We start from the raw sequence: 23,001 nt of genomic DNA, 5'->3' as shown, positions 1-23,001 counted from the left end.
GCCTCACTTCCTGAGGTAGGCGACAAGCCCGTTCTGTTCGATGGCGACCAGGTGCCAGCCGCGCGTTTCGAGCAACTCGACCGCGCTGAGCACCTGGTCGCGCATCATGTCCCCCTGGCCGGTGCCGAAGCTGAACGCGGCCCCGGCCAGGGCCGTCGAGCCGGGCACGATGTAGCAGTACCGGAACGGGTAGCCGTCCATCGTGTACCGCCCGTTGAGGATGTCCTCGGCGCTGATCCGCCGCGAGGGCCTCGGCACGTTCACGGGCATCTGCGGCATGACCATGATCCGACGGTACAACGGCCAGCTGTAACTTTCGCGCGTCGGCGCAGGTGGCGACCGTCCCGGGGCAACGGTGGTTGACGCTGCGCGCGCCCGGCGCGGACGTTGCTCACCATGCATCGTGGAATCTGGTGGGCCCGGCTGGCCATCCCGGTCATCGCCGCGGCCGGTGCCGCCCTCATCGTGCTGGCCCTGCAGCCCTCGGCGCGGGCCACGGTGCCGGAGCCCACGGCCCCGGTCACGGGCAACGCGACGTACTTCGACGGCCTCGGCGCGCCCTACGGTGGCTGCGGCCTGCCCCAGGCGGAGCTCGAGACGCAGAACTTCGTCGCGCTCAACGTCTTCGACACCCCCGGCAGCGGCACGTTCTACCCGCGCCCGCTGTCCTCGGCCGACGCCGACAAGATGGGCATCTGGAACAACGGCCACAACTGCGGCCGCTGGGTGCGGGTGAGCATCGGCGACTACTGCACCGGGGTCAACGACGGCGCGCTCGGGCAGGCGTTCTGCCGCAGCGGGGCGTGGACGGCGGACGCGTACAACGGCGGCACCCTCGACATGATCGTCGCGGACAGCTGCGGGGACTCCAACGCCTGGTGCCGCGACGACAAGTACCACCTGGACCTGTCGAAGGACTCGCTCAACAAGTTCGTGAAGAACGGCGCGCCGATGACGGACCTGTACCCGTCGCACTGGAACAACCGCCACGTGTCCTGGCAGTTCATCCCGGCCCCGGCGTACTCCGGCGACATCAAGATCGGGTTCCTGAGCGGGGCGCAGCGCTGGTGGCCCGCGATCGCGGTCTCGAAGCTGCCCAACGGCGTGCACGGCATCGAGTACTTCGCCGACGGCGCCTGGAAGGCCGCGACGATGAACGGGGACATGGGCCAGTCGTACGTCATCGGCGGCACCACCTCCGGCGGCACCGACTTCCGCATCCGGGTCCGCGACGTGAACGACGCACTGCTGTTCAACGGCCGCGAGTACGCCTTCTCGCTCCCCGCCGCGTGCTCGTCGCAGTGCAGCCAGGCGTACACCCAGGCGACCTACACGACCACGAGCACCTCCACGAGCCCGTCGCCGTCCAAGTCGGCCTCGGCCTCGGCCTCGCCCAGCGCATCGGTGTCGGCCTCGCCGAGCCGGTCGGCGTCCTCGTCGCCGGCGCCCGCCGGTGGGTGCTCGGCCGCCGTCACCACCACGGGTTCGTGGTCGGGCGGCGGGCAGGCCGAGGTCAAGGTGACCAACACGGGCACGGCGCCGACCTCGGGCTGGACGGTGAAGTTCACGCTGCCGGCCGGGGTGACGATCGCCAGCTCCTGGAACGTGACCCTGTCGGCGTCGGGGCAGACGGTGACCGCGTCCAACGCCTCGTACAACGGCACCATCGGGGCGAACGCGAGCACCAGCTGGGGTCTGGTCTTCAACGGCCCGAACTTCGCGGTCACGAACGTCAGCTGCTCCGCCCGGTGATCGCACTGAGCTGAACGTTCCCGGGCCGCCGCGGGCGCGACGGGCCTGAGACTTCTCGGGCCGTCGCGGACGCGGCGGCCCGAGGCTTTCCGGGCCGCCGCCCGCACCGCGGCCCGCGGCTCTCCCGGCCGCCGCCCGCACCGCGGCCCGCGGCTCTCCCGGCCGCCGCCGGCACCGGCCCGGGATGACGCAAAGTTATCGTTGCGCATCAATGGATGTAATCGTTAACTTTCTTTCATGAAGCGCATCATCACCAGGACGGTATTGATCGCGAGCGTCGTGCTGGCCGGCGTGGGCGTGGGCGCGGCGGCGGAGGCCGGGGCGCCCGGCTACACCAGACAGGGGCTCTACGGCTGGCCGGACCAGTGCGCCGGCATCGGGTACAGCGGCCAGCAGAACCACCAGTGGACCTCGTACTACTGCGAGACGATCACCCCGACCAACTGGCAGGCGCCCGGGCTCTACGCGCTCTGGGTCGCCTGATCCGCGCGGGTATCGCGTAGCCGACTGCACGCTGGACGTCACGGAGCGTTCAGGCGCACGTTAACGGCTATGAACGTGGAGCCGAACGAGACGTGGCTGCGGTCATACCTGTATGTCCGCATCGCGATGGTCGGCCTGCTGGTCGCGCTCGGCGCGGCGGTGGGCCTGCAGACCTGGCACCAGGGCGGCATCCCGCTGTCGTCCGTGAGTGCGTACTACTACACCCCGGCGCAGGGCATCTTCATCGGTTCCCTCGTCGGCCTGGGCGCGAGCATGATCGCGTTGCGCGGCACGACCGATCTCGAGGACGTGCTGCTCAACCTCGGCGGCATGCTCGCGCCCGTCGTGGCCGTGGTCCCGACCGCCCGCGGGGACGACTACGAGGCCGCGGTCCGCGCCTGCCGGGCCGGCGGCGGCCCACTGCCGAACGGGATCGACTGCCCGACCGTGCAGGCCCTCGCCGACGCGACGCGCGCCAACGTGCAGAACAACATGACGGCCCTGCTGGTGCTCGGCGGGCTCGGCATCGCCGTCACGGTCGCGCTCGCGCGGCGCGACCGGCACGCGCAGTGGGCCGGGATCGGCGCGGCGACGCTGCTCTACGCCGCGGCGCTGGGCACGTTCGCGGCATCGCTGGACTGGTTCATCGACCACGCCCACTTCGCCGCCGCGATCGGCCTGCTGCTGTGCATCATCGCCGTGGCGCTGGTGAACCGCCGCCGGCACCGCGCGACGCCGCAGGCCCAGGCGAGGCCGGACCGGTACGGTCTGGTCGCCTGGGCCCTCATCGCCGTCGCGGCGATCGGCATCCCGCTGTGGGCGTTCGGCGCGATCACCCTGTTCTGGCTGGAGATCGCGGTGGCGCTGCTGTTCGCGGTGTTCTGGAGCGTGCAGACGGTCGAGCAGCGGCCCGGATCGCCTACGGCAGTGGCGCCTTCGGCAGCGACGGCGCGGAGTTGAACGCCTGGACGCCGGCCTCGTTGTCGCCGTCGAACGGCGTCACGGGCCCGGCGCCCGCGCCGAGGCAGAAGTCGTCGTCCTTCGGGTCGGCGAACCACATGCCGACGTGGTTGAGCTCCTTGCGCACGCGCTTGTCGCCGACCAGCGTCGAGGAGAACGCCTCCTCCACGATGAGCTTGAGCTCGGTCTTGCCGTTGCCCTTCTTGTCGGTGTCGACATCGCCGATGTATTCCGCCGCGCCGAACGGGCTGCCCGGCACCTCGAGCAGGAAGACGGTGAACGAGGTGTTCGGCGGGGCGCCGGTCATGTGCACGTCGAGGACGTCGAAGCCCTTGGCGTCGGTGGTCAGCGCGACGGCCACGTCGACCTTGGCCTTCGGCATGCACTTGGCGAGCTGGTCGCTGCTCGGCGCCAGCTTGAACCGCACCACGTTCTTCGCCGTGGACGTGTAGTCGCCCACCTTGTCGAACTCGGGGACGCCCGCCCCGCCGCCGAAGGTGCTGACGCCGGCGTAGACGGCCGCGCCCGCGAGCGCGCCGACGGCCAGGGTCGCGATGCCTTTGATGATGCCCATCTTGTTCCTCCCCTTCCCCGCGGCTTCCGTCCGCCGCCGGACACAGGGGGACACGGCGCCCGCCACAACCACGTTCACCAGCGCCGATGTCGCCACACCGACACCGCGGCCGTGAACCGCGACGCCTCGGGACGGGCCCGCGCACGCGGCCCGGGATGACACCGCCCACGACATCCGCGGCCGTGCCCGGAACGGGGCTCGCACGGCGTCCGCGCGGCGGGGAAGTCAGGCCTCACCCGCCGCGGCGGCGGCTCAGCGGTTGATCATCCGCTGCATGTGCTCGGGGTAGCGGTCGCCCTGGATCGTGATGCGCTGGGCGGCGCCGTCGAGCTCCGCCAGGTCGTCCGCGGTCAGCTCGAGCCGTGCCGCGGCGACGTTCTCGGTGAGCCGGCCGATGTTGCGCGTGCCGGGGATGGGCACGATCCACGGCTGCTGGGCGAGGATCCACGCGAGCGCGACCTGCCCCGGCAGGGCCCCGCGGCGCTCGGCCACGGCGCGGACGAGGTCGACGAGGGCCTGGTTGGCCTCGCGTGCCTCGACACTGAACCGGGGCAGCGTCCCGCGCATGTCGCCCTTGCCGAAGGTGGTGCTCGCGTCGATCTTGCCGGTGAGGAAGCCGCGGCCGAGCGGGCTGAACGGGACGAAGCCGATGCCCAGCTCTTGCAGGACGGGCAGGATCTCGGCCTCGGGCTCGCGCCACCACAGGGAGTACTCGCTCTGCAGCGCGGTCACCGGCTGCACCGCGTGCGCGCGCCGGATGACCGCGACCCCGGCCTCCGAGAGCCCGAAGTGGCGCACCTTGCCGGCCGCGATGAGCTCCTTGACCGTGCCGGCGACGTCCTCGATGGGCACGTCGGGGTCCACGCGGTGCTGGTACAGCAGGTCGATCGTCTCGACCCCGAGGCGCTTGAGCGACGCGTCGGCGACCTGGCGGATGTGCTCGGGCCGGCTGTCGAGCCCGCTCGGCCGGCCGTCGAACGCGAAGCCGAACTTGGTGGCGATGACGACCTGGTCGCGGTACGGCGCGAGGGCCTCCCCGACGACCTCCTCGTTGACGTAGGGCCCGTACGCCTCCGCGGTGTCGAAGAACGTGACCCCGGCCTCGACGGCGGCCCGGATGACGGCGACCCCGTCGGCGCGGTCGGAGGCGGGCCCGAGCCCGTGGCTGATGCCCATGCACCCCAGCCCGAGCGCCGAGACCTCGAGGCCGTTGCCGAGCGTGCGCTTGTCCATGGTTTGGTCCTCCTCGGTGGTGTACGCCTCCGACGCTACTGCCGCCGCGCGGATCCGGGGTCAGATGTACGCGGCCTCGGCGGCCCGGGCGCGCAGGCGGTCGTACCACGGGGCCAGCTCGGCGTCGATGCGCTCGGCCTCGGCCTCGGAGAGCTCCACGGCCGGGGCCCGGCCCGCGGGGTGCGCCGCCGCCATCCGGATCCGGCGGCCGACCGGCGGGTGGGTGGCCAGCAGCGACGCCTCCGCGCGCAGCGAGCGCTGTTCGCGCACCCGGAGGTCGCCGGCGTTGCGCAGGGCCTGGACGCCGGCGGTGCGCCAGTCCTCCGGCCGGGCGGCGCGGCCGCGGATCGCCCGCAGGGTGGGGATCAGCTCCTCGCCGACGAGCAGCAGGGTCAGCAGCGCCGCGACGGCGGGGCCACCGGCGGCGTCGGCGGCGAGACCGTCGGCGAGGTACTCGGCGCGCTGGCCGTCGCGCTGCCCGAGGATCAGCAGCAGCGCGAGGGCCGCGTCCAGCGGCAGCACGACGGGGAGCGCGAACGGGCCGAAGACCCGCAGCAGGGTGCGGCCCAGCGTGTCGACGAGCGTGGCCAGCGTGCGCCGGGCGAGGGCGACCAGGCGCCGGTCGCGCACGTCGTGGTTGACGAAGTGGCCGAACTCGTGGGCGAGCAGGGCGACGCGCGGCTGGGCGGGCAGCGCGGCCCAGAGTGGGAGGCCGATGTCGAGGTAGCGGTACCGCCCCCAGTGCCCGGCCGAGGCGTTGACCTGTGCGGAGAAGCCGACGACGGCGGGCATCGGCGCGCCGGTCGCGGCCGCGGTGCGCTCCAGCAGGGCGTAGAACGCGGGGGCCTCCTCCCGCGGCACCTCCCAGAACCAGTCGGGCCGCCCGCGCCGCAGCCGGGGCCGCAGCACCACCGCGAGCAGCACGAGCGCGAGACCGAGGTACGGGGTGGCGCCCGACCCGGCGGCGATCAGCCATCCGCCGCCGAGCAGCGCCGCGGGGCCGAGCGCGGCCACCAGCGCGCAGAGCACCAGCAACAGGCCGCGGCCGGCCCGCCCGCCCCGCCGCCCGGCGGACCCGCCGCTCAGGCGCCGGAAGGTGATCCGGTCCAGCCCGAACGCCACCCGGTGCGCGACGCGGTCCAGCTGCCGGTTGCCCCACTCGGACGCCACCGCGAAGCGGTCGTAGCGGGCCAGGTTCCACTCGCAGGCCGGGCACCACGGCGCCTCGGGCGGGTGGCCGGCCAGCCGCGCCGAGCAGCGCGGGCACGTCTGATGATCACGGTTCACGGCCGCCCATTGTGGCACCGGGCGCGATCCGGGCGTGGCCCCGTCGTAGACAGGCAAGTCATGGCTTGCCTATCCTGTACGGCGTGAGCGACGTCTTCGCCGCGATCGCCGACGCCACGCGGCGCGCGATCCTCGACGAGCTGGCCGAGCGCGACGGGCAGACGCTGTTCGAGATCTGCGCCCGGCTCGCGACCAGGCACGGCGTCGCCTCCTCGCGCCAGGCCATCTCCCAGCACCTCGACATCCTCGCCGAGGCCGGGTTCGTGCGGGCCGAGCGCAGCGGGCGGTACAAGTTCCATCACGTCGATTTCGCACCGCTGCGCGCGATCGTCGAGCGGTGGCCCGTCCCCGCGGATCCCCCGGGCCCGGCGCGGCCCTGAGGGGTTTACCACTTCGTATCACCGCAGGTCTGGGCCGGTGACGCCGCAGGTGACATCATGCGCGCGTAACCATAGATCCACCTGGAGGTTCCATGGCCGGGCAACCCGTCGCGACACAGAGCCGTGTCGATCGGTACTTCGAGATCAGCAAGCGCGGCTCGACGTTGAGCCGGGAAATCCGCGGCGGCCTCGCGACGTTCTTCACGATGGCGTACATCGTGGTGCTCAACCCGCTCATCCTCAACAGCGGCGTCGACAAGAACGACGGCAAGCTCGCGATCACCGCGCTGGCCTCCGGCACCGCCCTGGTCGCGGGCGTGATGACGATCCTCATGGGCGTCGTGGCCCGGTTCCCGCTCGCGCTGGCCGCGGGCCTGGGCGTCAACGCGCTCGTGGCGTTCGAGATCGCCCCGCAGATGACGTGGGCCGACGCGATGGGGCTCGTCGTCATCGAGGGCGTGCTCATCACCATCCTGGTGCTGACGGGGCTGCGCACGGCGGTCTTCCGGGCGGTACCGACGCAGCTCAAGACGGCGATCGGGGTCGGCATCGGGCTGTTCCTGGCGCTGATCGGCTTCGTGGACTCGGGCTTCGTGCGCCGCGTCCCGGATGCGGCCGGCACGACGGTGCCGGTCGGGATGGGCATCGGCGGCAAGCTCGTCAGCTGGCCCGCGCTCGCCTTCGGCATCGGGCTGCTGCTCACCGTGGTGCTGGTCGTGCGCAAGGTACGCGGCGCGATCCTCATCGGCATCCTCGCCTCCACGGTGCTCGCGATCGTCATCGAGGCGATCGCCAAGGTGGGGCCGTCGTTCGTGAACGGCAAGCCGAACCCGAAGGGCTGGAGCCTCAACGTGCCCACCCTGCCGGAGAAGATCGTGGACCGGCCCGACCTGTCCCTGCTCGGGCACTTCAACGTGCTGCACTCCTGGCAGACGGCCGGAGTGCTGGTGCCGCTGATGTTCGTCTTCACCCTGCTCATCACCGACTTCTTCGACACCATGGGCACGATGGTCGCGGTGGCGCAGGAGGGCGGGATGCTCGACGAGAACAACATGCCGCCGCGCACCCGGGAGATCCTGCTCGTGGACTCCCTCGCCGCGGCCGCGGGCGGTGCCGCCAGCACGTCGAGCAACACCAGCTACATCGAGAGCGCCTCGGGCGTGGCCGAGGGCGCGCGCACGGGCATCGCGAGCCTCGTCACCGGCCTGCTGTTCCTGCTGGCGATGTTCTTCGCGCCGCTGGTGACGGTCGTACCGTTCGAGGCGGCATCGGTCGCCCTCGTGGTCGTCGGCTTCCTCATGATGACCGCGGTGCGGACCATCGACTGGGCCGACTACGACATCGCGCTGCCCGCGTTCCTCACCATCGTGCTGATGCCCTTCACCTACTCGATCTCCAACGGCATCGGCGCCGGGATCATCTCCTACGTGGTGATCAAGCTGGTGAGCGGCAAGGCGCGCGAGGTGCATCCGCTGCTGTACGGCGTGGCCGTGCTCTTCATCGTGTACTTCCTGCGCGGCCCCATCGAGGCGGTCCTGTAGCACCGTCCCGTGGTGGCGTGCGCCGGTCGGCTCACCGGCGCACGGCACCACGGGCGGTCACGAACGGTTCAGGGCCGGAAGTAGTCCCGCAGTTCGCGGAGGCTGTCGCCGCGGCGCCGGAAGATCTGCACGAGCGACACGGTGGCAGGCCCGTCCGGCCCGTCGTAGACGGCGTCGATCTCGGTGACGAACACCTCGGGGTCGGCGGTGTCGTGCAGCGTGAACCGCGAGGCGCCGGGGTTCATCGCGCCCTGGGGAGCGGGCCGCTCCTGCACGGCGACGATGCCCCGCTCGATCGCCTCCCGCCCCTCGAGCCGGAGTCCTTCGAGGGGCGCCTCATAGACGCCGTCCTCGGTGAACAGGTTCGCGTAGGCCGTGGCGCTGCGGGTGATGGGGCCGGCATGCATGTACCGCTGGAAGAGCTCCAGATGCGAAAGGGTCACTCTCTCCAGTCTATCGACTGGCTGACGTGTAACACATCAGTTACGCTTCCAGGGTGGACGAGGTGGCCGCGGCCATTGCCGATCCCGTGCGGCGGCAGATTCTCGAGGCGCTGCGCGACGGGCCGATCGCGGCCGGGCGCATCGCCGAGGCGTTCCCGATCAGCCGGCCCGCGGTCAGCCGGCACCTGCGCGTGCTGCGCGAGAGCGGGCTCGTGCGCGACCGCGTGGTGGGCCGGGAGCGGCGCTACGAGCTCGACCCCTCCGCGCTCACCGAGCTGCGGGAATGGATCGACCGGCTCACCGGTCCCGGCCCGGTCTGGGCCCGGCGGCTCGACGCCCTGGAGACCGAGGTGTACCGCACCCGCCGCGACCGCAGGCGGCAACCAGACGAGCATCGAGCGGAGAGTGAGAGCGCATGAGCGGGCAGCTGATCCCGGGTGACGGCGGGCACGACCTCGTCCTGGTCCGGACGTTCCGGGCCGGCATCGAGGACGTGTGGGCCAGCGTGACCGAGCCGGAGCGCAGCGCGCGGTGGTTCGGGCCGTGGGAGGGCCAGGGCGGGACGGGCGGCACGATCAAGGTGCGCATGGTCCAGGAGGAGGGCGAGCCCGTCATGGACCTGCGCATCGACGCGTGCGAGCCACCCCGCCGGCTGGCCGTGTCCGGCTCCGAGGAGGCCGGGGGCTGGCGGATGGAGGTGCTGCTGACCGAGCGGGACGGCACCACCGAGCTGCGGCTCGTGCACCGCGGCGTCGACGTGAGCCAGGTCGGCGAGGTCGGCCCGGGCTGGGAGTTCTACCTCGACGCGCTCGTGGCCGCCCGCGAGGGCACGCCGGCGAAGCCGTTCGAGGACTACTACCCGTCGATGAAGCCCTACTACGAGTCGCTCAGCGCTGATTGATCCGCACCAGGTTGCCGGCCGGGTCGCGGAAGGCGCAGTCGCGCACGCCGTAGTCCTGGTCGATCGGCTCCTGCACCACGTCGGCGCCGGAGGCCTGGACGCGGTCGAAGGTCTCGGCCAGGTCGTCGGCGGCGAGCACGATCGTGGCGTAGCTGCCCTTGGCCATCAGCTCGACGATGGTCCGCCGCTCGTCGTCGGTGAGGCCGGGGTCGACCGCGGGCGGGCAGAGCACGATCGAGGTCTGCGGCTGGTCCTTCGGGCCGACCGTGACCCAGCGCATGGCGCCGTAGCCGACGTCGTTGCGGACCTCGAAGCCGAGCGCGTCGCGGTAGAACTCGATCGAGGCCTCGTGGTCGTCGGCCGGCAGGAAGGTGTGCTGAATGATGACGCTCATGCACCCACGTTAGACGCCACGGACAGGCGCGACTTCTCGATTCCTGATCGGCCGCATGACCTGCTTGGCGACGCAGTGCGGGATGCCCCGGGCGTCCTCGGCGGCCTTGCGCCGGTAGGTGCTCGGGGACATGCCGACGAGCTCGGAGAAGCGGGTGCTGAAGGTGCCCAGCGAGGAGCATCCCACCGCGAAGCAGACATCGGTGACGGAGAGGTCGCCGCGGCGCAGCAGGGTCATGGCGCGCTCGATGCGGCGGGTCATGAGGTAGCTGTACGGCGACTCTCCGTACGCGGCCCGGAACGCCCGGCTCAGGTGCCCGGCCGAGACGTGCACCCCGCGGGCGAGCGCCTCGACGTCGAGCGGCTGCGCGTACTCCCGGTCGATCCGGTCGCGCACGCGGCGCAGCAGGGCCAGTTCACGCAGGCGGGGGTCGGTGCTCACGGCATCCAGAATGCCAGGTCAGCCCGCCTTCGCAACGCTCAGTAGGTGCGGTACCGGCACCAGCCGCGCGCGGCGCGGGTGTTGAGCAGGATCACGAAGAGCAGCGGGAACGCGACCGACATGAGGGTCGCGGCGTACGGCGCGCCCTGCACGTAGCCCTGGTAGACGCCGCCGAGCACGCTCAGGCCGTTGAGCAGGGTGAGCAGCACGCGGACCCAGTTGCGCCCGTTCTGCAGCTTGCGGCCGAGCACGATCGCGATGAGGCCCATCAGGGCGGCGGTGCCGATGACCGTGTACGTCGCGACGGTGAGCACCTCGGGGCGGGTCGTGAAGGTGTCCCCGCCCAGCCGCAGGTCCCACGCCGGGGCGATGCGGGCCGCCGCGAGCGCGAGAAGCGCGGCCGCGCCGAGCATGAGCACGCCGCCCAGGTACTGGAAGATGGCCACGACGTGCAGGGAGATCGGGGCCGTGGTGCGGACCGGGTGCGGGTGCCACGCCTGCTGCGGCTGGTATGCGTACGCCATGTGCCTCAGCGTGTCCCCTGCCCGGCCCGGCGGAATCCCCGATTCATGCCACGACCGGACCGGCGTGCAGGGCGATGATCCGCAGGCGCACGCACGGGACCGGCGGCCACTCCTCGCGCTTGCCGATCTCCAGGCCGGTGCCGAAGTCCCGCACCGGGACCATGGTCCGCTCCCCCACCGTGCCCGGGCCCTCGACGACGGCGACGACGTCCCAGGGGATGCGGTCGTTGACGTCGAGCTTGAGCTCGTACCAGGCGTGCTCCAGCGCCGCGAGCACGTGCGGCTCGTAGTCGCCCGCGAGCACGACCCCGTCGTGGCGCAGCGAGAACGGGTGCGCGCCGCCGTCGAAGTCCCAGCCGGCGCGGTTGTGCACGCGGCTGAGCAGGATCGTGGTGCCCGGCCCGGCGCCCGCGGCGAACGGCACCGGCCCGTGCCCGGCCACGATCCCCGGCCAGGCGGCGCCGGCCTCGGCGGCGAGCCGGTCGTAGAGCTCCCGCCGCGCCGTCATGACCGCCGCGACCTCGGCCTGCCACCGCTCGTGCAGCGCCTCCGCCCGGGCCACGTTGGCCTCCAGGAACCGGGTGCCCTCGAAGGTGTACCGCGCCGCCGTGGCCAGGTGCAGCGGCCGGTCGAGCTCGGGCCCGCGCAGCGGCACCGGCCGCCGCTCGGCGTCGTCGAGCATCGCGCCGAACGCGGCGTCGAGCCGCACCCCGGCCCGCTCGAACGTCTCGGCGGCGGCCCGGTAGACGGCCCGGATCGCCGGGGCCTCGTCGCCGTCGTCGTCGCGCACGAAGTGGCGCAGGCGCTGCACCGCCTCGCGGGTCTTCGGCAGCCGAGGCTCCTCCAGGGGCCGCTGCGCCGGGTCGTCGGACTCGTCCGCCCAGTCCTCGACGCCGTCCAGCAGGACCAGCCACCGATCGTGTACGGCCTGGGCCCGCATCCGCACCCGCCAGTCCTCGACGAGCGCGCCGAGCGCCGCCTCGGCCGCGTCCGCGCGCAGCCGCACGGCGCCGATCTCGGCGTCGTCGCCCTCGGCGCGGCCGGGGCGGTCCGCGCCGGGCTGCTCGCCGCGGACCTGGCCGAGGCCCGCCGGCGCGTCGTCGTCCTCGGCCCGCAGCGCCTGGCGCGCCCGGAAGGCCAGCGAGCGCAGCCCCGAGGCGAGCCGGTCGACCTCGTGGCCGTCCGAGGCGCTGATCGGCCCCTCGGCCACGCGCCGCTCGAGCTCGGCCACGAGCGGCAGCGCCGTCTCCAGCGCGCTCGCCTTGAGCGCGGCCCGCCGCCGCTCGTCCAGCGCCGCGACCCGGCCCCGGTACTCGGCCAGCCCCTCCTCGCCGAGCGCCTCGATGACGTCGTCGTCCCCGAGCCGGTCGAGCACCCGCCGCAGCGGCGGCATCGCCTGCTCGGGCTGCCACCGCAGGTCGTCCTCGGCCCGCGACAGCTGCCGGTCGAGCTCGCCGGCGCGGCGGCGGCGGGCCTCGGCCCGGTCCGCGGCGAGCATCCCGGCGCGGACCGCCTCGGCGCGCACGAGCAGCCCGTCGCGCTCCGGGCTCGCGGGCACCGCGGCGAGGTGCGCGGCGGCCTCGCCCAGGACGGCGTCGACGGCCTCGGTGCGCCCGCTCTCGACCAGCGACCACGCCTGCTCGACCAGCCGGCTCGCCCGGGCCGACGCCACGTCCGCGGGGTGCTCGGCGGCGGGCGCCGGGGCCGGCTCGAGCGGTGCGGTCGGCTCGAGCGGTGGGGTCGGCGCGGCGAGCGGGGAGGACACCGGCCGGGCGCGCTGGGCGGCCAGCTCCGCCCGGGCGGCCTCGGTGTGGTGCTCGGGGATGCCCGCCAGCAGCTGCGCGGCCTGGTCCAGGGTCAGCTCGACGTCCGCGGGGCTCAGGCCCATCGCGCGCTGGTCGGCGGCCTGGCGCAGCTTGCCCTCGGCGGCCGACAGGCGGGTGCGCTGCTCGGGCATGAGGACGCCGGCCATCTCCGCGCGCAGCTCGGCGATCTGGGCCAGGACCGCCGGGGCGTGCGGCGCGTCCAGCGGGTCGAGGCCGGCCAGGAAGCCCTCGGCGGCGGCGAGCGTGGGCTCCACGTCGTCGAGGCGGCCGGTCTCGATCTGGGTGCGGGCCTGCATCACGCGGCTCTTCGCGGCCGACAGCGACATGCGGGGGGTTCCCTTCTACGCATGGTGACGAAGTGTGATGCGTTCCATCCCGTTCCATCGCTTCTGTTCAAGGTTTCCTCAAGGTCCGGATCACGGCCTGTGCCTGTCCGGTGTGCGCCGCTTAGGTTCGCCGGGGCCGATTTGCGAAGGGCAGGGTTCGTGGGACGCAAGGCATCGATGCTCGCCACGCTCGTGGGAGTGGCGGTCATCGCCGGGGGATGCGGGACGACGCCGGCCGACGGCGGCGACGACGGCAAGCCGATGGTCGTGCACCTCTACGGCTCCGACGCGAACATGAGCAACTCGCTCAAGGACAAGCTCAAGGACAGCCCCGTCATCCTGTCGGGGATGGTCGGCACGGCGCCGCTGCTGGACCTGCCGGAGTCGTTCAAGGAGCGGCTGCGGGGCGTGGACTCCTCGCTGGCCGACTACGGCTACGCCGCGGAGGCCTACGACGCCGTGCTGCTGGCCGGCCTGGCCGCGGAGTCGGCGCGCTCGACGGACGCGACGGCGATCTCGAAGTACATGGTCGGCGCCTCCAACTCCGGCACCGTCTGCGACAGCGCGGCCGCGTGCCTGGTGCTGGCCAAGGCGGGCAAGGACTTCGCCTACCGCGGGGTGTCGATGCGCCGCAGCGGCTTCACCGACGCGGGCGAGCCGTCCTCGGCCTCCTACGGCGCGCTGCACTTCAGCCGCAGCAACACCATCAACGACAACCTGACGGAGTACATCGGCGCCGGCGATCCCGGGAGCGCCTCGACGGCCGCCTCGCCGCCCTACACCGCGTACCCGACGGGCAACGCGAAGAAGCGGATCCCGCCGCTGAAGGTCGGCGGGCTCATGCCGCACACGGGGCGCCTGGCCTTCCGCAGCGCGCCCCGCTTCGCCGGCGCCCGGCTCGCGGTGGCCGAGCTCAACGCGGCCGGGGGTGTGATCGAGCAGCCGGTGGAGTGGGTCGACGGCGACGACGGCACCGACGAGAAGGTGGCCGCGGCGACGGTCGACCGGTTCATCGGCCTCGGCGTGCAGGTCATCATCGGCGCGTCGTCGTCGAGCGTGACCAAGGCGATGATCCCGAAGATCGCCGCGGCGAACCGGATGCTCATCTCGCCGTCGTCCACGTCGGACGAGCTGTCGACCATCGCCGACAACGGCCTGTTCTTCCGCACCGCCCCGCCCGACACCCTGCAGGCCCGCGCCCTCGCCGACGTCGTCATGCGCGACGGCCCGCACCAGGTGACGATCGTGGCCCGCGAGGACGCGTACGGCCTCGGGCTGCAGAAGAACGTCAAGGCCGACCTGCTCACCGCGGGCATGACGGACGCGGACGTGGACCTGATCTCCTACCCGACGACGACCGAGGACTTCTCGGGCATCGCGGCCCGCGTCCGCCAGAACTCCCCCAACGGCGTGCTGATCCTCGGGTACGACGAGACCGCCCTCATCGTGCAGGCGCTCGCCGCCCGCAGGGTCGGCACCGCGGAGTCCCTCGGCGGCTGACGCCGGTAGGAGCGCCGGGCCCGGCGCTCACCGGTCCCTGCGGTTGAGGTGCTCGGTGAGCGCGTCCAGGCGGTCGTCCCAGTCGCGCGCGAGGGCGGCGAGGAACTGCTGCGCCACGCGCATGGGGGCGGAGCTGAGGCGGTACCGCACCCGGCGGCGCTCCCCCGGCTCGGCCGCCACCAGGCCGGCCTCCGACAGCAGGGCCAGGTGCTTGGCGATCGCCTGCCGGGTGATGGGCAGGCGATCGGCCAGATCCGTCGCCGTGGCCGGGCCGCCCTGCGCGAGCGCGGCGAGGATGCCGCGCCGCGACGGGTCGGCCAGGGCGACGAAGACCTGCTCGGCGACCGCCTCGATGTCGGGCGGCATCTCACTCTCAGGCGGCATGCAGGTATTCGACCAACTCACCCAGCTCGTGCGTCCATCCACCCGTGTTGCTCTCGAACGCCTTACGGTACGCATCCTCCGGCAGCTGGGCGAAGCCGGACTCGACCATGCGCAGCCGGGTGCCGGCGCCGGCGGGCTCGAGCGTGAACTCGACGTAGGTGCGGCGGGGATCCTCGGCCGCGAGGCCGTTGATGCCCCAGGTGAACGCGAACACGGCCGGCTCGTCGACCCGCTCGATGTGCAGGGTGGCCTGGTCGCCGCTGTCCCAGGTCAGTTTGGCCTCGCCGCCCTCGCGCAGGTCGACGGTGGCGCCGTTGCCGAACCAGGTGCCGAGACCCTCGGCGGTGGTGAGCGCGGCCCAGACGCGGGCCGGCGGCTGCGTGAGCTCGACGGTCCGCTCGATGCGATCGGGGAACCCCATGACGACCTCCAGTGAGTAGCAACTCCTCGGTTGCTACTCACGCTATTGCAACCTTTCGGTTGCGTCAAGGGGTCAGCCGCGCACCACGTGGACGCCGCCGATCAGGCTGTACTCGCGAACCTTCAGCCTCCGCGCCGCACCCTCGGACGCGGGCTCGATGCGGACGCCGCCGAAGATGCGGAAGCCCTCGACCTCGATCTCCACGTCGGCCGGGACGCGCAGGGAGACGCCGCCGATCAGGCTGATCTTCGTCAGCACGGGGCGCGGCGGCAGCGTGGCCTCGCACAGGTCCAGGTTGGCGCCGCCGAGCGGGCCGACGACGCGCATGTCCTGCGGCATCGTCCAGGCACCGCGGCGCTTGGTGCCGCCGAGGAGGTTGAAGTACCAGGTGGCGCCCGACTTGCCGGTCAGGAACGGCGTCTCGTTCTCATCCATGACCATGACGGTAGGCGGGCATCGGCGTCGATCCCGGTGCCGACCGGCACAGGCCCGGGATGACATCTGTCATGCGTGCGGCAGCGGACACTAGAGGCCGGGATCGGGCGCTCGCATCCGCCATGCGTCGGTGATCAGCTCCTCCAGCCTGGCCTCGTCGACGGCCTCCAGGCGGAGCATGACCAGGGGCAGTCCGTCGTACCCCGGGTTCGTGAAGAACCGCGTCGGCTCCCCGAGCAGGAGGGCCTGCTTCTCCGCCTCGTCGCCGACGTAGAGCACCGCGACGTCGGTCCGGATCACCCGCGGCTTGCCCGGAGTCCGCTCGGGATAGGACCAGACGAAGCCCTTGTTCGCCACGCGGAAGTCGAAGCCGTCGCTGTCGATCTCGACCACGTCGGGCAGCCCGAGCGCGATGCGCCGCACGTCGTCAGCGTCAGCCATGCGCCTCAGCCTACGGCCCCCGCCGAGCCCTGGAGCACGGACGCCAACGAGGACGGCGTCGCCGGCGTGCTCCTGGAGACGTTCGCCGCCGACGCCGTCGTCTCGGTCGTCTGCGGCGTGGTGGCCGCCCGGCTGCAGAGCGCCCTGGTGAACGCCTCGACCTTGACGCGTGCGGAGGTGGCGCGGCAAGATCAGGGCCGATAATGGAAAGAGCGTTTCAATCAGTGGAACGAGGTTGGCCGATGGTCCTGTTCGACAAGCCGCTGGAGGAGCTGCGCGCGTACCGGCCGGAGCGCACCGAGCCCGCCGACTTCGACGACTTCTGGGCGCGGACCCTCGCCGCCGCCCGCGAGCACGACCTGGCCCCCGAGTTCCTCCCCGGCGAGCCGGACCTGAGCACCGTCGAGGTCCTCGACGTGCGGTTCTCCGGCTGGAACGGCGAGCGGGTCGCGGCCTGGCTGCTGCTGCCCCGCCACCGGACCGGGCCGCTGCCGGCGGTGGTCGAGTACGTCGGCTACGGCAGCGGCCGCAGCCTCGCCCACCAGCGGCTGTTCATGAGCGCGGCCGGCTTCGCGCACCTGGTGATGGACTCGCGCGGGCAGGGCTCGGCGTGGCGGCCCGGCGTGACGCCCGACCCGGACCCGGATCCGGGCACGGGGCAGTACCCCGGCTTCATGACCCGCGGCATCGGCCACCCGGACCGGTACTACTACCGCCGCATCATGACCGACGCCGCCCGCGCGGTCGAGGCGGTCCGCGCCCACCCGGCGGTCGACCCGCGCCGTGTGGCCGTCTACGGGCGCAGCCAGGGCGGCGGGCTCGCCCTCGCCGCCGGGGCGCTCGTGCCGGACGTGGCCGCGATCGTGCCCGACGTGCCGTTCCTGTGCCACTACCGGCGGGCCACCGAGATCACGGACAAGGCGCCGTACTCCGAGATCGCGCAGTACCTCAAGGCGCGGCGCACCGAGGTCGAGCCGGTGTTCCGGACGCTGTCGTACTTCGACGGCGTCAACTTCGCCGCCCGCGCGACGGCCCCGGCCCAGTTCGGGGTCGGGCTCATGGACGACGTGTGCCCGCCGTCGACGGTGTACGCCGCGTACAACCACTACGCGGGGCCGAAGGAGATCTGCGTCTGGCCCTACAACGGGCACGAGGGCGGCGAGGTCTACCAGGAGGCGGACACGCTGTCGTTCCTCAGCCGGACGCTCGCGCCGAGCTGAGCCGAGCGCTCGGCGCCGTGCAGCATCGCCGTCGTCAGCAGGCCGTCGCGGCCCGTCACGTGCGGGTCGCGGCCGGCCGCGACGGCGTCGAGGAGGTCGGCGAGCTGGGCCGAGTACGCGCCCAGCCGCACCGGGTCCCGCGGGTCCGAGGCGTCGAAGCCGGGCTGGCGCGCCACCTCCGTCCAGCCGTCGCCGCGCCCGAGCCGCAGCGAGCCGTACGCGTCGAGCTCGAGCATCCCCTCCGTGCCGGTGACGTGGAACTGCAGCCCGCTGCCGAGGCCGGGCCGCGGCACGTCGTAGCTCATCCACAGCTGGGCCATCGCCCCGCCGGTGAGCCCGTAGGTCACCATGGCGCTGCGCATCGGCGGCGGGTCCGGCGCGTAGGCGCCGAAGAGCGCGAAGACCACCTCGGCCTCGGCCCCGGTGAACCAGCGCAGCAGGTCGCAGGCGTGCGCGCCCCAGGAGGCGAACGCCGTCTGCTGCCGCGGGTCGAGCTTCCACTCGTCGCGGGTCACGGCCGTGTCCCAGAAGCCGACCTCGGGGCCGATCGCGCGGACCATCGTCACGCGGCCGATCGCGCCCTCGTCGATGAGGCGCTTCGCCGCCGCGGGGATCGTGCGGTACCGCTGCTGCGACACGACCGCGAGGCGCACCCCGGCGGCCGAGCACGCCGCGACCATCGCCGCGCACTCGTCCGGCGTCTGCGCCATCGGCTTCTCCACGAGCAGGTGCCGCCCCGCCCGCGCGGCGGCCACGGCCTGCTCGCGGTGGGCGGCCGGCGGGCTCGCGAGCACGACCACGGCCACGTCCGGATCGGCGAGCAGCTCGGGCACGCCGGCGTGGAGCCGGGCGCCGAACTCGGCCGCGAGCCCGGGCGCCCGGCGCCCGCCCGCGACGGCCGCCACCCGCGCGCCGGGAAGCCCGTCGGCGACGGCGGCCCAGGTGCGGCCCATGAACCCCGATCCGACGATGCCGATACCCATGCCATCCCTGACCGTCATGGCACCTTCACCACCTCCGGTGAGATCGCGGCGAGGGACGGCAGCCCGCACATGGCCATCGCGCGCTCGAGCTCGTCGCGCACCATGAGCAGGACGGCCGCGACCCCGTCGGCGCCGCCGGCCGCGAGGCCCCAGATGACCGGGCGGCCGAGCAGCACCGCGCGGGCGCCGAGCGCGAGCGCCTTGAGCACGTCGGTGCCGCGCCGGAACCCGCCGTCGACGTAGACCTCGGCCCGCCCGCCGACGGAGGCGACGACCTCGGGCAGCGCCTCGATCGGCGCGATCGCGGTGTCGAGCTGCCGCCCGCCGTGGTCGGACACGACGACGGCCGCGGCCCCCGCCCGCACCGCCAGGTCCGCGTCCGCGCCGGCCAGGATCCCCTTGGCGACGATCGGCAGCGGGGTCCGCTCGGCCAGCCAGTCCACATAGGACCATGTCGCCGAGCGGTCCAGGACGGCGTCGAACCGCCGCCGCATCGCGGTGCCGTCGAGGTCCCAGCCGGCCGCCGCCACGCCGCTCAGGTTCGCGGCGGGCGGGGTGGTCCAGCGGTTGCGGATGTTGCGCTCGCGCTTGGCCATCACCTTGTGGTCGACGGTCAGGCAGACGGCCGTGTACCCGGCCGCCTCGCCCCGCCGCACGAGGTCCAGCGCCGCCGCGCGGTCGCGCAGGAGCGGCACGTGCAGCCAGCGCGGCCCGTCCGCCGCCGCGGCGATCTCCTCCAGCGGGTAGGTGGCGCCGGAGCTGACGACCAGGAGCGTGCCGGTGGCGGCGGCCCCGCGGGCGGTGGCGAGCTCGCCGTCGGGGTGCGCGATGCCGTGGTCGCCGGAGGGGGCGACGAGGATCGGGGCGGGCACGGGCGTGCCGAGCACGGTCGTGGCCAGGTCGCACACGGTGACGTCGACCATGACGCGGGGCCGCAGCCGGATGGCGTCGAGCGCCCGGCGGGGCAGCGCGAGGCTCACCTCGGCGTCGGCGCCCCCGGCGATGTAGTCGTACGCGGCCGGGTCGAGCAGCTCCCGCGCCCGGGTCTCGTAGTCGGCGAGATTCACGAGGTCGGTGTTCACGGGGTCGGTGTTCACGAGGTCTGTCATGGGTGCACCCGTTCCGGGCGCCCGGACGCGAGGGAGCGCCCGACCGCCTCGACGACGATCGCTGGTCCACTGTGGACGATCTGCGGTTCGATGGGAATCCGGCGGACCCCGCCGGGGCCGTGGTGGCGCACCGAGGGCTCGTCGAGGTCGATCTCGGTGTGGCCGTGGGAGCCGATGAGCCGGGCCGAGCCCGTCCCCGGCACCGGGCCGACGACGAGCGAGGCGACCACGCCGTGCGTCATGAGCATCGAGGCGACGAGGACGGCGCCGCTCGCCTCCGCGAACACCTCGACCGGCTCGCACCCGGTCAGCGTGCGGGCCAGGCCGACGGCGGCGGCGAGGTCGTGGCACTCGACGTTGACGCTGCGCGGGAGGCCGAGCCCGCCGGCCTCCACCCACGCCCGCACGCGCTCAGGCATCGCACGGCTCCGGCTGACCGCTGTGCAGGGAGCGCTGGGCGGCCAGGGCCGCGGCGAGGGCCGCGCGGGACTGCTCCAGCGTGACGATCGGCTCGGCCCGGCCGGCGAAGACGTCGGCGGTGTGCACGGCCTGGTGGTACAGGGCGTCGGCGACCGACGCGGGCGGGGCGCCGCCGAGGACCGGGTCGCCGCCGGTGTGGTGGGACAGGGCGCCCGCGTCGCCCGTCAGCACCATGCGGCGCAGCATCGCCCCCGGCGTCCGCAGGCCGTAGGAGAGCTCGGCGAGGGCCAGCGCGCCGGTGTCGAAGCGGACGGTGACGTGGAAGCTGTCCGGCGTCGCCATCCCGGGCGCGTGGGTGCACCAGCCGCGGGCGAAGACCCGCACGGGGCGGGCGCCCAGCAGCGCGACGGCGAGGTCGAGGGGGTGCATGCCGTTGTGCACCAGGTGGCCGCCGGACGCGTCCGGGTCCAGCTGCCAGCTGTTCCAGCCGCCGGGCCAGACGTGGCCGACGTACCAGGCCAGGTGCAGCAGCCGCGGGGTGCCGGCCTCGCCGGCCGCGGCCGCCGCCGCGAGGGTGCGCACGGCCGGCTGGAACCTCGTGGTCTGCCCGACCATGAGGCGCACCCCGGCCGCCCGCGCCGCGGCCACGAGGGTCTCGAACGCGGCGAGGGTGCGGGCCGGGGGCTTCTCGATGACGACGTGCCGGCCCGCGGCGACGGCGGCGAGGGCCCGGTCGACGTGGTCCCCGGTGCGCCCGCAGACCACGACGCCGGTGACGGCCGGGTCCGTCAACGCCTCCGCCGGGTCGGTCGTGGCCCGGCACCCCGGCGCGAGCGCGGCGATCCGCCGGGCCCGCGCGAGATCGGTGCCGACCACGTGCGTGACCCGCACGCCGTCGACGCGCGCGAACGCGGCCGCGTGGTCGCGGGCGATCGCGCCCGAGCCGAGCAGGGCCACGCCGATCACCGGGGCACCGCCCGCGCGTGGATGCGGTCCGACGGCAGGCCGAGCGACGCCGGGCGGGCGGGGGCGACGCCGACGACCGGGGTGCCCGCCGCGACCGCCGCGAACCGCTGGAGCGTGGCCACGTGGCCGGACTCGGGCGCCGCGACGACGGCGAGCTCGCGGCCGCGCGGGTCGAGCACCCGGCCCACCGCCTGCCCGCGCTCGACCCGGTCCAGCAGCCGCACGCCGGGCAGGAACAGCCCGGCGGCGGGCGCGACGGTGAAGCTGTCGGCGTCGCCGTCGCCGTGCAGCCACAGCGCGGGCGGCCGCGGCGGCGTCGCCGGCTCCGGCACCATCCCGAGGTGCGCGAGCACGTTGACGACGCCGCCGGTGTAGCCGTCCAGCAGCGCGGGGTCGAGGACGCCACCGCCGGGCGACTCGACGTAGATCGCCGGGATGCCCAGGTCGCGGGCCAGGGTCAGGGTGCGGCCGGGGCCGAGGCTCCCGTGGGTCCAGACCAGGCCGGCGCCGAACGCGACCGCCAGAGCGACGCCCGTGGTCGCCGCGTCCCCGCCGTCGTCGAGGCCGCCCGCGAAGAACGGCATGTCCGTGGCCGGGGTGGAGGTGTGCAGGTCGACGAGCACGTCGGCGCCGCGGATGAGCCGCCGCGCGACGAGGTCGGCGAGGCGCTGGGTCGGGGTGCCGCGCTCGTCGCCGGGGAAGGACCGGGCCAGGTTGCCGCCGTCGGCCGGCCCGGTGCGCGAATCCGCCTCGAACGCCGCCTCGTGCGTCACCGGTACCACCCGCAGCCGACCGGCCCGCAGGCCGAGCGCCCGCGTGGTGAGCCGCCCGGCCCCGACGATCCCGCCGACCTCGTTGCCGTGCACGCCGCCGAGCACCACGACGGTCGGCCCGTCGTGCCCGCTGTCCAGCTCGTGGACCGTGACGCCGGGCCCGCCGGGGCCGGCCGTCAGCCGTTCGGAGCGCCAGTTCACGGGGTCGCCATCGCTTCCTCTCAACGTTCACACACCTCGTCGGTGCGGACCGAGTCGGCCCGTTCCGGCTCGGCGAAGTGGCACGCCGACTCGGCGCCGGACGGGGTGCGCACCTGCAGCAGCGGGCGCTCGGTCGCGCAGCGGTCCTCGGCCTTCCAGCACCGGGTGCGGAACGGGCAGCCGGACGGCGGGTCGGCCGGGTTGGGCACGTCGCCGGTGAGCAGCCGCCGCCGGTCCGGGTCGCGCAGCCGCGGGTCCGGCACCGGCACCGCGGACAGCAGCGCCTGCGTGTACGGGTGCGACGGCGTGGTGAAGACCGTGTCGGCATCGCCGTACTCGACGACGTGGCCGAGGTACATCACGGCCACCCGGTGCGCGAGGTGGCGCACCACGGCGAGGTCGTGCGCGATGAACAGGTAGGCGACGCCGAGCTCGCGCTGCAGCCGGGCCAGGAGGTTCACCACCTGGGCCTGGATCGACACGTCCAGCGCGGAGACGGGCTCGTCGAGGATGAGCAGCTTCGGCTCCAGCGCGAGGGCGCGGGCGATGCCGACGCGCTGGCGCTGGCCGCCGGAGAACTCGTGCGGGTACCGCCCGATCGCCTCGGCCGGGAGCCCGACCAGCTCGAAGAGCTCCCGGACGCGGTCCCGGCGCCCGGCGCGGTCGCCGATGCCGTGGATGGCGAGCGGCTCGGCGACGATGTCCCCGACGGGCATCCGGGCGGGCAGGGACGCGTACGGGTCCTGGAAGACGTACTGCAGGTCGCGCCGCACGCCCCGCAGCGCCTTCGTCGGCAGCGTGCCGAGGTCGCGCCCGTCGAACAGCACCCGCCCGGCGCTCGGCGCGTGGAAGCGCATGATCGTGCGCCCGACGGTCGACTTGCCGCAGCCGGACTCGCCGACGAGCGCGAGCGTCTGCCCGGCCTCGACGTCGAACGAGACCCCGTTGACCGCGTGCACCCAGCCCTGCCGCCGCTGCAGCACGCCGCCCCGGATCGGGAAGTGCTTCACCAGCCCGTCCACTCGCAACAACGGCTCGCTCACGCCGGCACCTCCGGTTCGCTCCGTCCCGCTCATGCCGACA

General features: G+C 73.7%; 29 protein-coding genes. 10 read left to right on the top strand and 19 right to left on the bottom strand.

Annotated features, from left to right (window positions below; all coding sequences use genetic code 11):
• Positions 1-3 precede the first annotated feature (3 nt).
• Positions 4-285, bottom strand: coding sequence for a hypothetical protein (locus ABT369_RS01460; protein ID WP_350609441.1), 282 nt, complete (start codon positions 283-285; stop codon positions 4-6).
• A 111-nt stretch (positions 286-396) separates the two neighbouring features.
• Here ABT369_RS01460 and ABT369_RS01455 point away from each other — a divergent pair, with 111 nt between their 5' ends.
• The 3 genes from ABT369_RS01455 (at position 397) to ABT369_RS01445 (ending at position 3,195) form a co-directional block, all read left to right on the top strand.
• Positions 397-1,752, top strand: a complete 1,356-nt coding sequence (locus ABT369_RS01455) for a cellulose binding domain-containing protein (protein ID WP_350609439.1) — start codon at positions 397-399, stop codon at positions 1,750-1,752.
• 237 nt (positions 1,753-1,989) lie between these two features.
• Positions 1,990-2,235 (top strand): hypothetical protein, encoded by a 246-nt coding sequence (locus ABT369_RS01450; protein WP_350609437.1) that lies wholly within the window; start codon positions 1,990-1,992, stop codon positions 2,233-2,235.
• 69 nt (positions 2,236-2,304) lie between these two features.
• Positions 2,305-3,195 carry a hypothetical protein gene (locus ABT369_RS01445; protein ID WP_350609435.1) on the top strand — a complete coding sequence of 297 codons (891 nt, stop codon included), beginning with the start codon at positions 2,305-2,307 and terminating at the stop codon, positions 3,193-3,195.
• Here ABT369_RS01445 and ABT369_RS01440 read toward each other — a convergent pair.
• The 3 genes from ABT369_RS01440 to ABT369_RS01430 all read right to left on the bottom strand — a co-directional run bounded on the left by ABT369_RS01440 (position 3,155) and on the right by ABT369_RS01430 (position 6,289).
• Positions 3,155-3,769, bottom strand: a complete 615-nt coding sequence (locus ABT369_RS01440) for a hypothetical protein (protein WP_350609433.1) — start codon at positions 3,767-3,769, stop codon at positions 3,155-3,157. The genes ABT369_RS01445 and ABT369_RS01440 overlap by 41 nt on opposite strands.
• A gap of 252 nt (positions 3,770-4,021) precedes the next feature.
• Positions 4,022-5,002, bottom strand: coding sequence for an aldo/keto reductase (locus tag ABT369_RS01435; protein WP_350609431.1), 981 nt, complete (start codon positions 5,000-5,002; stop codon positions 4,022-4,024).
• A 60-nt stretch (positions 5,003-5,062) separates the two neighbouring features.
• Complete coding sequence (locus tag ABT369_RS01430) at positions 5,063-6,289, bottom strand: M48 family metallopeptidase (protein WP_350609429.1); 1,227 nt, start codon at positions 6,287-6,289, stop codon at positions 5,063-5,065.
• Between the two features lie 83 nt (positions 6,290-6,372).
• On the opposite strand from ABT369_RS01430, the gene ABT369_RS01425 reads away from it, so the two are divergent.
• The gene (locus ABT369_RS01425; protein WP_350609427.1) at positions 6,373-6,669 is read left to right on the top strand and encodes an ArsR/SmtB family transcription factor; all 297 of its coding nucleotides are present in this window, start codon (positions 6,373-6,375) and stop codon (positions 6,667-6,669) included.
• A gap of 92 nt (positions 6,670-6,761) precedes the next feature.
• On the top strand, positions 6,762-8,210 hold the full coding sequence (locus ABT369_RS01420; protein WP_350609425.1) for an NCS2 family permease: 1,449 nt from the start codon (positions 6,762-6,764) through the stop codon (positions 8,208-8,210).
• A gap of 68 nt (positions 8,211-8,278) precedes the next feature.
• On the opposite strand, the gene ABT369_RS01415 is transcribed toward ABT369_RS01420, so the two are convergent.
• The gene (locus tag ABT369_RS01415) at positions 8,279-8,653 is read right to left on the bottom strand and encodes a nuclear transport factor 2 family protein (RefSeq protein WP_350609423.1); all 375 of its coding nucleotides are present in this window, start codon (positions 8,651-8,653) and stop codon (positions 8,279-8,281) included.
• A 53-nt stretch (positions 8,654-8,706) separates the two neighbouring features.
• On the opposite strand from ABT369_RS01415, the gene ABT369_RS01410 reads away from it, so the two are divergent.
• Together ABT369_RS01410 and ABT369_RS01405 are read left to right on the top strand one after the other, a co-directional pair.
• Positions 8,707-9,072: an ArsR/SmtB family transcription factor gene (locus ABT369_RS01410; RefSeq protein ID WP_350609421.1), complete on the top strand. Its 366-nt coding sequence runs from the start codon at positions 8,707-8,709 to the stop codon at positions 9,070-9,072.
• The gene (locus tag ABT369_RS01405; RefSeq protein ID WP_350609419.1) at positions 9,069-9,554 is read left to right on the top strand and encodes an SRPBCC family protein; all 486 of its coding nucleotides are present in this window, start codon (positions 9,069-9,071) and stop codon (positions 9,552-9,554) included. The genes ABT369_RS01410 and ABT369_RS01405 overlap by 4 nt, the downstream gene beginning before the upstream one ends.
• Here the strand turns inward: ABT369_RS01405 and ABT369_RS01400 are convergent.
• From ABT369_RS01400 to ABT369_RS01385, 4 genes are read right to left on the bottom strand one after another with little or no spacing between them, the layout of a single operon-like run.
• On the bottom strand, positions 9,541-9,948 hold the full coding sequence (locus tag ABT369_RS01400) for a VOC family protein (RefSeq protein ID WP_350609417.1): 408 nt from the start codon (positions 9,946-9,948) through the stop codon (positions 9,541-9,543). The genes ABT369_RS01405 and ABT369_RS01400 overlap by 14 nt on opposite strands.
• Before the next feature lie 9 nt (positions 9,949-9,957).
• Positions 9,958-10,398: a helix-turn-helix transcriptional regulator gene (locus tag ABT369_RS01395; RefSeq protein WP_350609872.1), complete on the bottom strand. Its 441-nt coding sequence runs from the start codon at positions 10,396-10,398 to the stop codon at positions 9,958-9,960.
• 29 nt (positions 10,399-10,427) lie between these two features.
• Positions 10,428-10,913 (bottom strand): hypothetical protein, encoded by a 486-nt coding sequence (locus ABT369_RS01390; protein ID WP_350609415.1) that lies wholly within the window; start codon positions 10,911-10,913, stop codon positions 10,428-10,430.
• Positions 10,914-10,956: 43 nt separating this feature from the next.
• Positions 10,957-13,065 carry an amino acid adenylation domain-containing protein gene (locus tag ABT369_RS01385; protein ID WP_350609413.1) on the bottom strand — a complete coding sequence of 703 codons (2,109 nt, stop codon included), beginning with the start codon at positions 13,063-13,065 and terminating at the stop codon, positions 10,957-10,959.
• A gap of 159 nt (positions 13,066-13,224) precedes the next feature.
• Between ABT369_RS01385 and ABT369_RS01380 the strand changes: the two genes are divergently transcribed.
• A complete protein-coding gene (locus tag ABT369_RS01380; RefSeq protein WP_350609411.1) occupies positions 13,225-14,565 on the top strand; it encodes an ABC transporter substrate-binding protein in 1,341 nt (446 codons plus the stop codon).
• A gap of 27 nt (positions 14,566-14,592) precedes the next feature.
• On the opposite strand, the gene ABT369_RS01375 is transcribed toward ABT369_RS01380, so the two are convergent.
• From ABT369_RS01375 to ABT369_RS01360, 4 genes are all read right to left on the bottom strand, one after another.
• Positions 14,593-14,949 (bottom strand): ArsR/SmtB family transcription factor, encoded by a 357-nt coding sequence (locus ABT369_RS01375; RefSeq protein WP_350609409.1) that lies wholly within the window; start codon positions 14,947-14,949, stop codon positions 14,593-14,595.
• Positions 14,939-15,370, bottom strand: a complete 432-nt coding sequence (locus tag ABT369_RS01370) for an SRPBCC domain-containing protein (RefSeq protein ID WP_350609407.1) — start codon at positions 15,368-15,370, stop codon at positions 14,939-14,941. Before ABT369_RS01370 ends, ABT369_RS01375 begins: the two co-directional genes overlap by 11 nt.
• Positions 15,371-15,442: 72 nt before the next feature.
• Positions 15,443-15,805, bottom strand: coding sequence for a LiaF domain-containing protein (locus ABT369_RS01365; RefSeq protein WP_350609405.1), 363 nt, complete (start codon positions 15,803-15,805; stop codon positions 15,443-15,445).
• A gap of 90 nt (positions 15,806-15,895) precedes the next feature.
• The gene (locus tag ABT369_RS01360) at positions 15,896-16,246 is read right to left on the bottom strand and encodes an MmcQ/YjbR family DNA-binding protein (protein WP_350609403.1); all 351 of its coding nucleotides are present in this window, start codon (positions 16,244-16,246) and stop codon (positions 15,896-15,898) included.
• A gap of 66 nt (positions 16,247-16,312) precedes the next feature.
• Between ABT369_RS01360 and ABT369_RS01355 the strand changes: the two genes are divergently transcribed.
• Together ABT369_RS01355 and ABT369_RS01350 are read left to right on the top strand one after the other, a co-directional pair.
• Entirely contained in the window at positions 16,313-16,450 is a 138-nt protein-coding gene (locus ABT369_RS01355) for a hypothetical protein (RefSeq protein ID WP_350609401.1), read from the top strand.
• 38 nt (positions 16,451-16,488) lie between these two features.
• Positions 16,489-17,466, top strand: a complete 978-nt coding sequence (locus ABT369_RS01350) for an acetylxylan esterase (RefSeq protein WP_350609399.1) — start codon at positions 16,489-16,491, stop codon at positions 17,464-17,466.
• On the opposite strand, the gene ABT369_RS01345 is transcribed toward ABT369_RS01350, so the two are convergent.
• The 6 genes from ABT369_RS01345 to ABT369_RS01320 are packed head-to-tail and all read right to left on the bottom strand — an operon-like array spanning position 17,412 to position 22,994.
• A complete protein-coding gene (locus tag ABT369_RS01345) occupies positions 17,412-18,467 on the bottom strand; it encodes a Gfo/Idh/MocA family protein (protein WP_350609397.1) in 1,056 nt (351 codons plus the stop codon). The two genes, ABT369_RS01350 and ABT369_RS01345, sit on opposite strands and share 55 nt — an antisense overlap.
• Positions 18,464-19,558 (bottom strand): alpha-hydroxy acid oxidase, encoded by a 1,095-nt coding sequence (locus ABT369_RS01340; RefSeq protein WP_350609395.1) that lies wholly within the window; start codon positions 19,556-19,558, stop codon positions 18,464-18,466. The genes ABT369_RS01345 and ABT369_RS01340 overlap by 4 nt, the downstream gene beginning before the upstream one ends.
• Entirely contained in the window at positions 19,555-19,977 is a 423-nt protein-coding gene (locus tag ABT369_RS01335; RefSeq protein WP_350609393.1) for a hypothetical protein, read from the bottom strand. Before ABT369_RS01335 ends, ABT369_RS01340 begins: the two co-directional genes overlap by 4 nt.
• Positions 19,970-20,944 carry a Gfo/Idh/MocA family protein gene (locus ABT369_RS01330; protein ID WP_350609391.1) on the bottom strand — a complete coding sequence of 325 codons (975 nt, stop codon included), beginning with the start codon at positions 20,942-20,944 and terminating at the stop codon, positions 19,970-19,972. The genes ABT369_RS01335 and ABT369_RS01330 overlap by 8 nt, the downstream gene beginning before the upstream one ends.
• A complete protein-coding gene (locus ABT369_RS01325) occupies positions 20,941-21,918 on the bottom strand; it encodes a succinylglutamate desuccinylase/aspartoacylase family protein (RefSeq protein WP_350609389.1) in 978 nt (325 codons plus the stop codon). The genes ABT369_RS01330 and ABT369_RS01325 overlap by 4 nt, the downstream gene beginning before the upstream one ends.
• Positions 21,919-21,938: 20 nt before the next feature.
• Positions 21,939-22,994 (bottom strand): ABC transporter ATP-binding protein, encoded by a 1,056-nt coding sequence (locus ABT369_RS01320; protein ID WP_350609870.1) that lies wholly within the window; start codon positions 22,992-22,994, stop codon positions 21,939-21,941.
• Positions 22,995-23,001 lie beyond the last annotated feature (7 nt).

The organism is Dactylosporangium sp. NPDC000244 (assembly GCF_040300725.1).
Lineage (GTDB): Bacteria > Actinomycetota > Actinomycetes > Mycobacteriales > Micromonosporaceae > Dactylosporangium.
The sequence above is the reverse complement of the archived record's forward strand: the minus strand, read 5'-3'. Positions and strand labels throughout refer to the sequence as shown.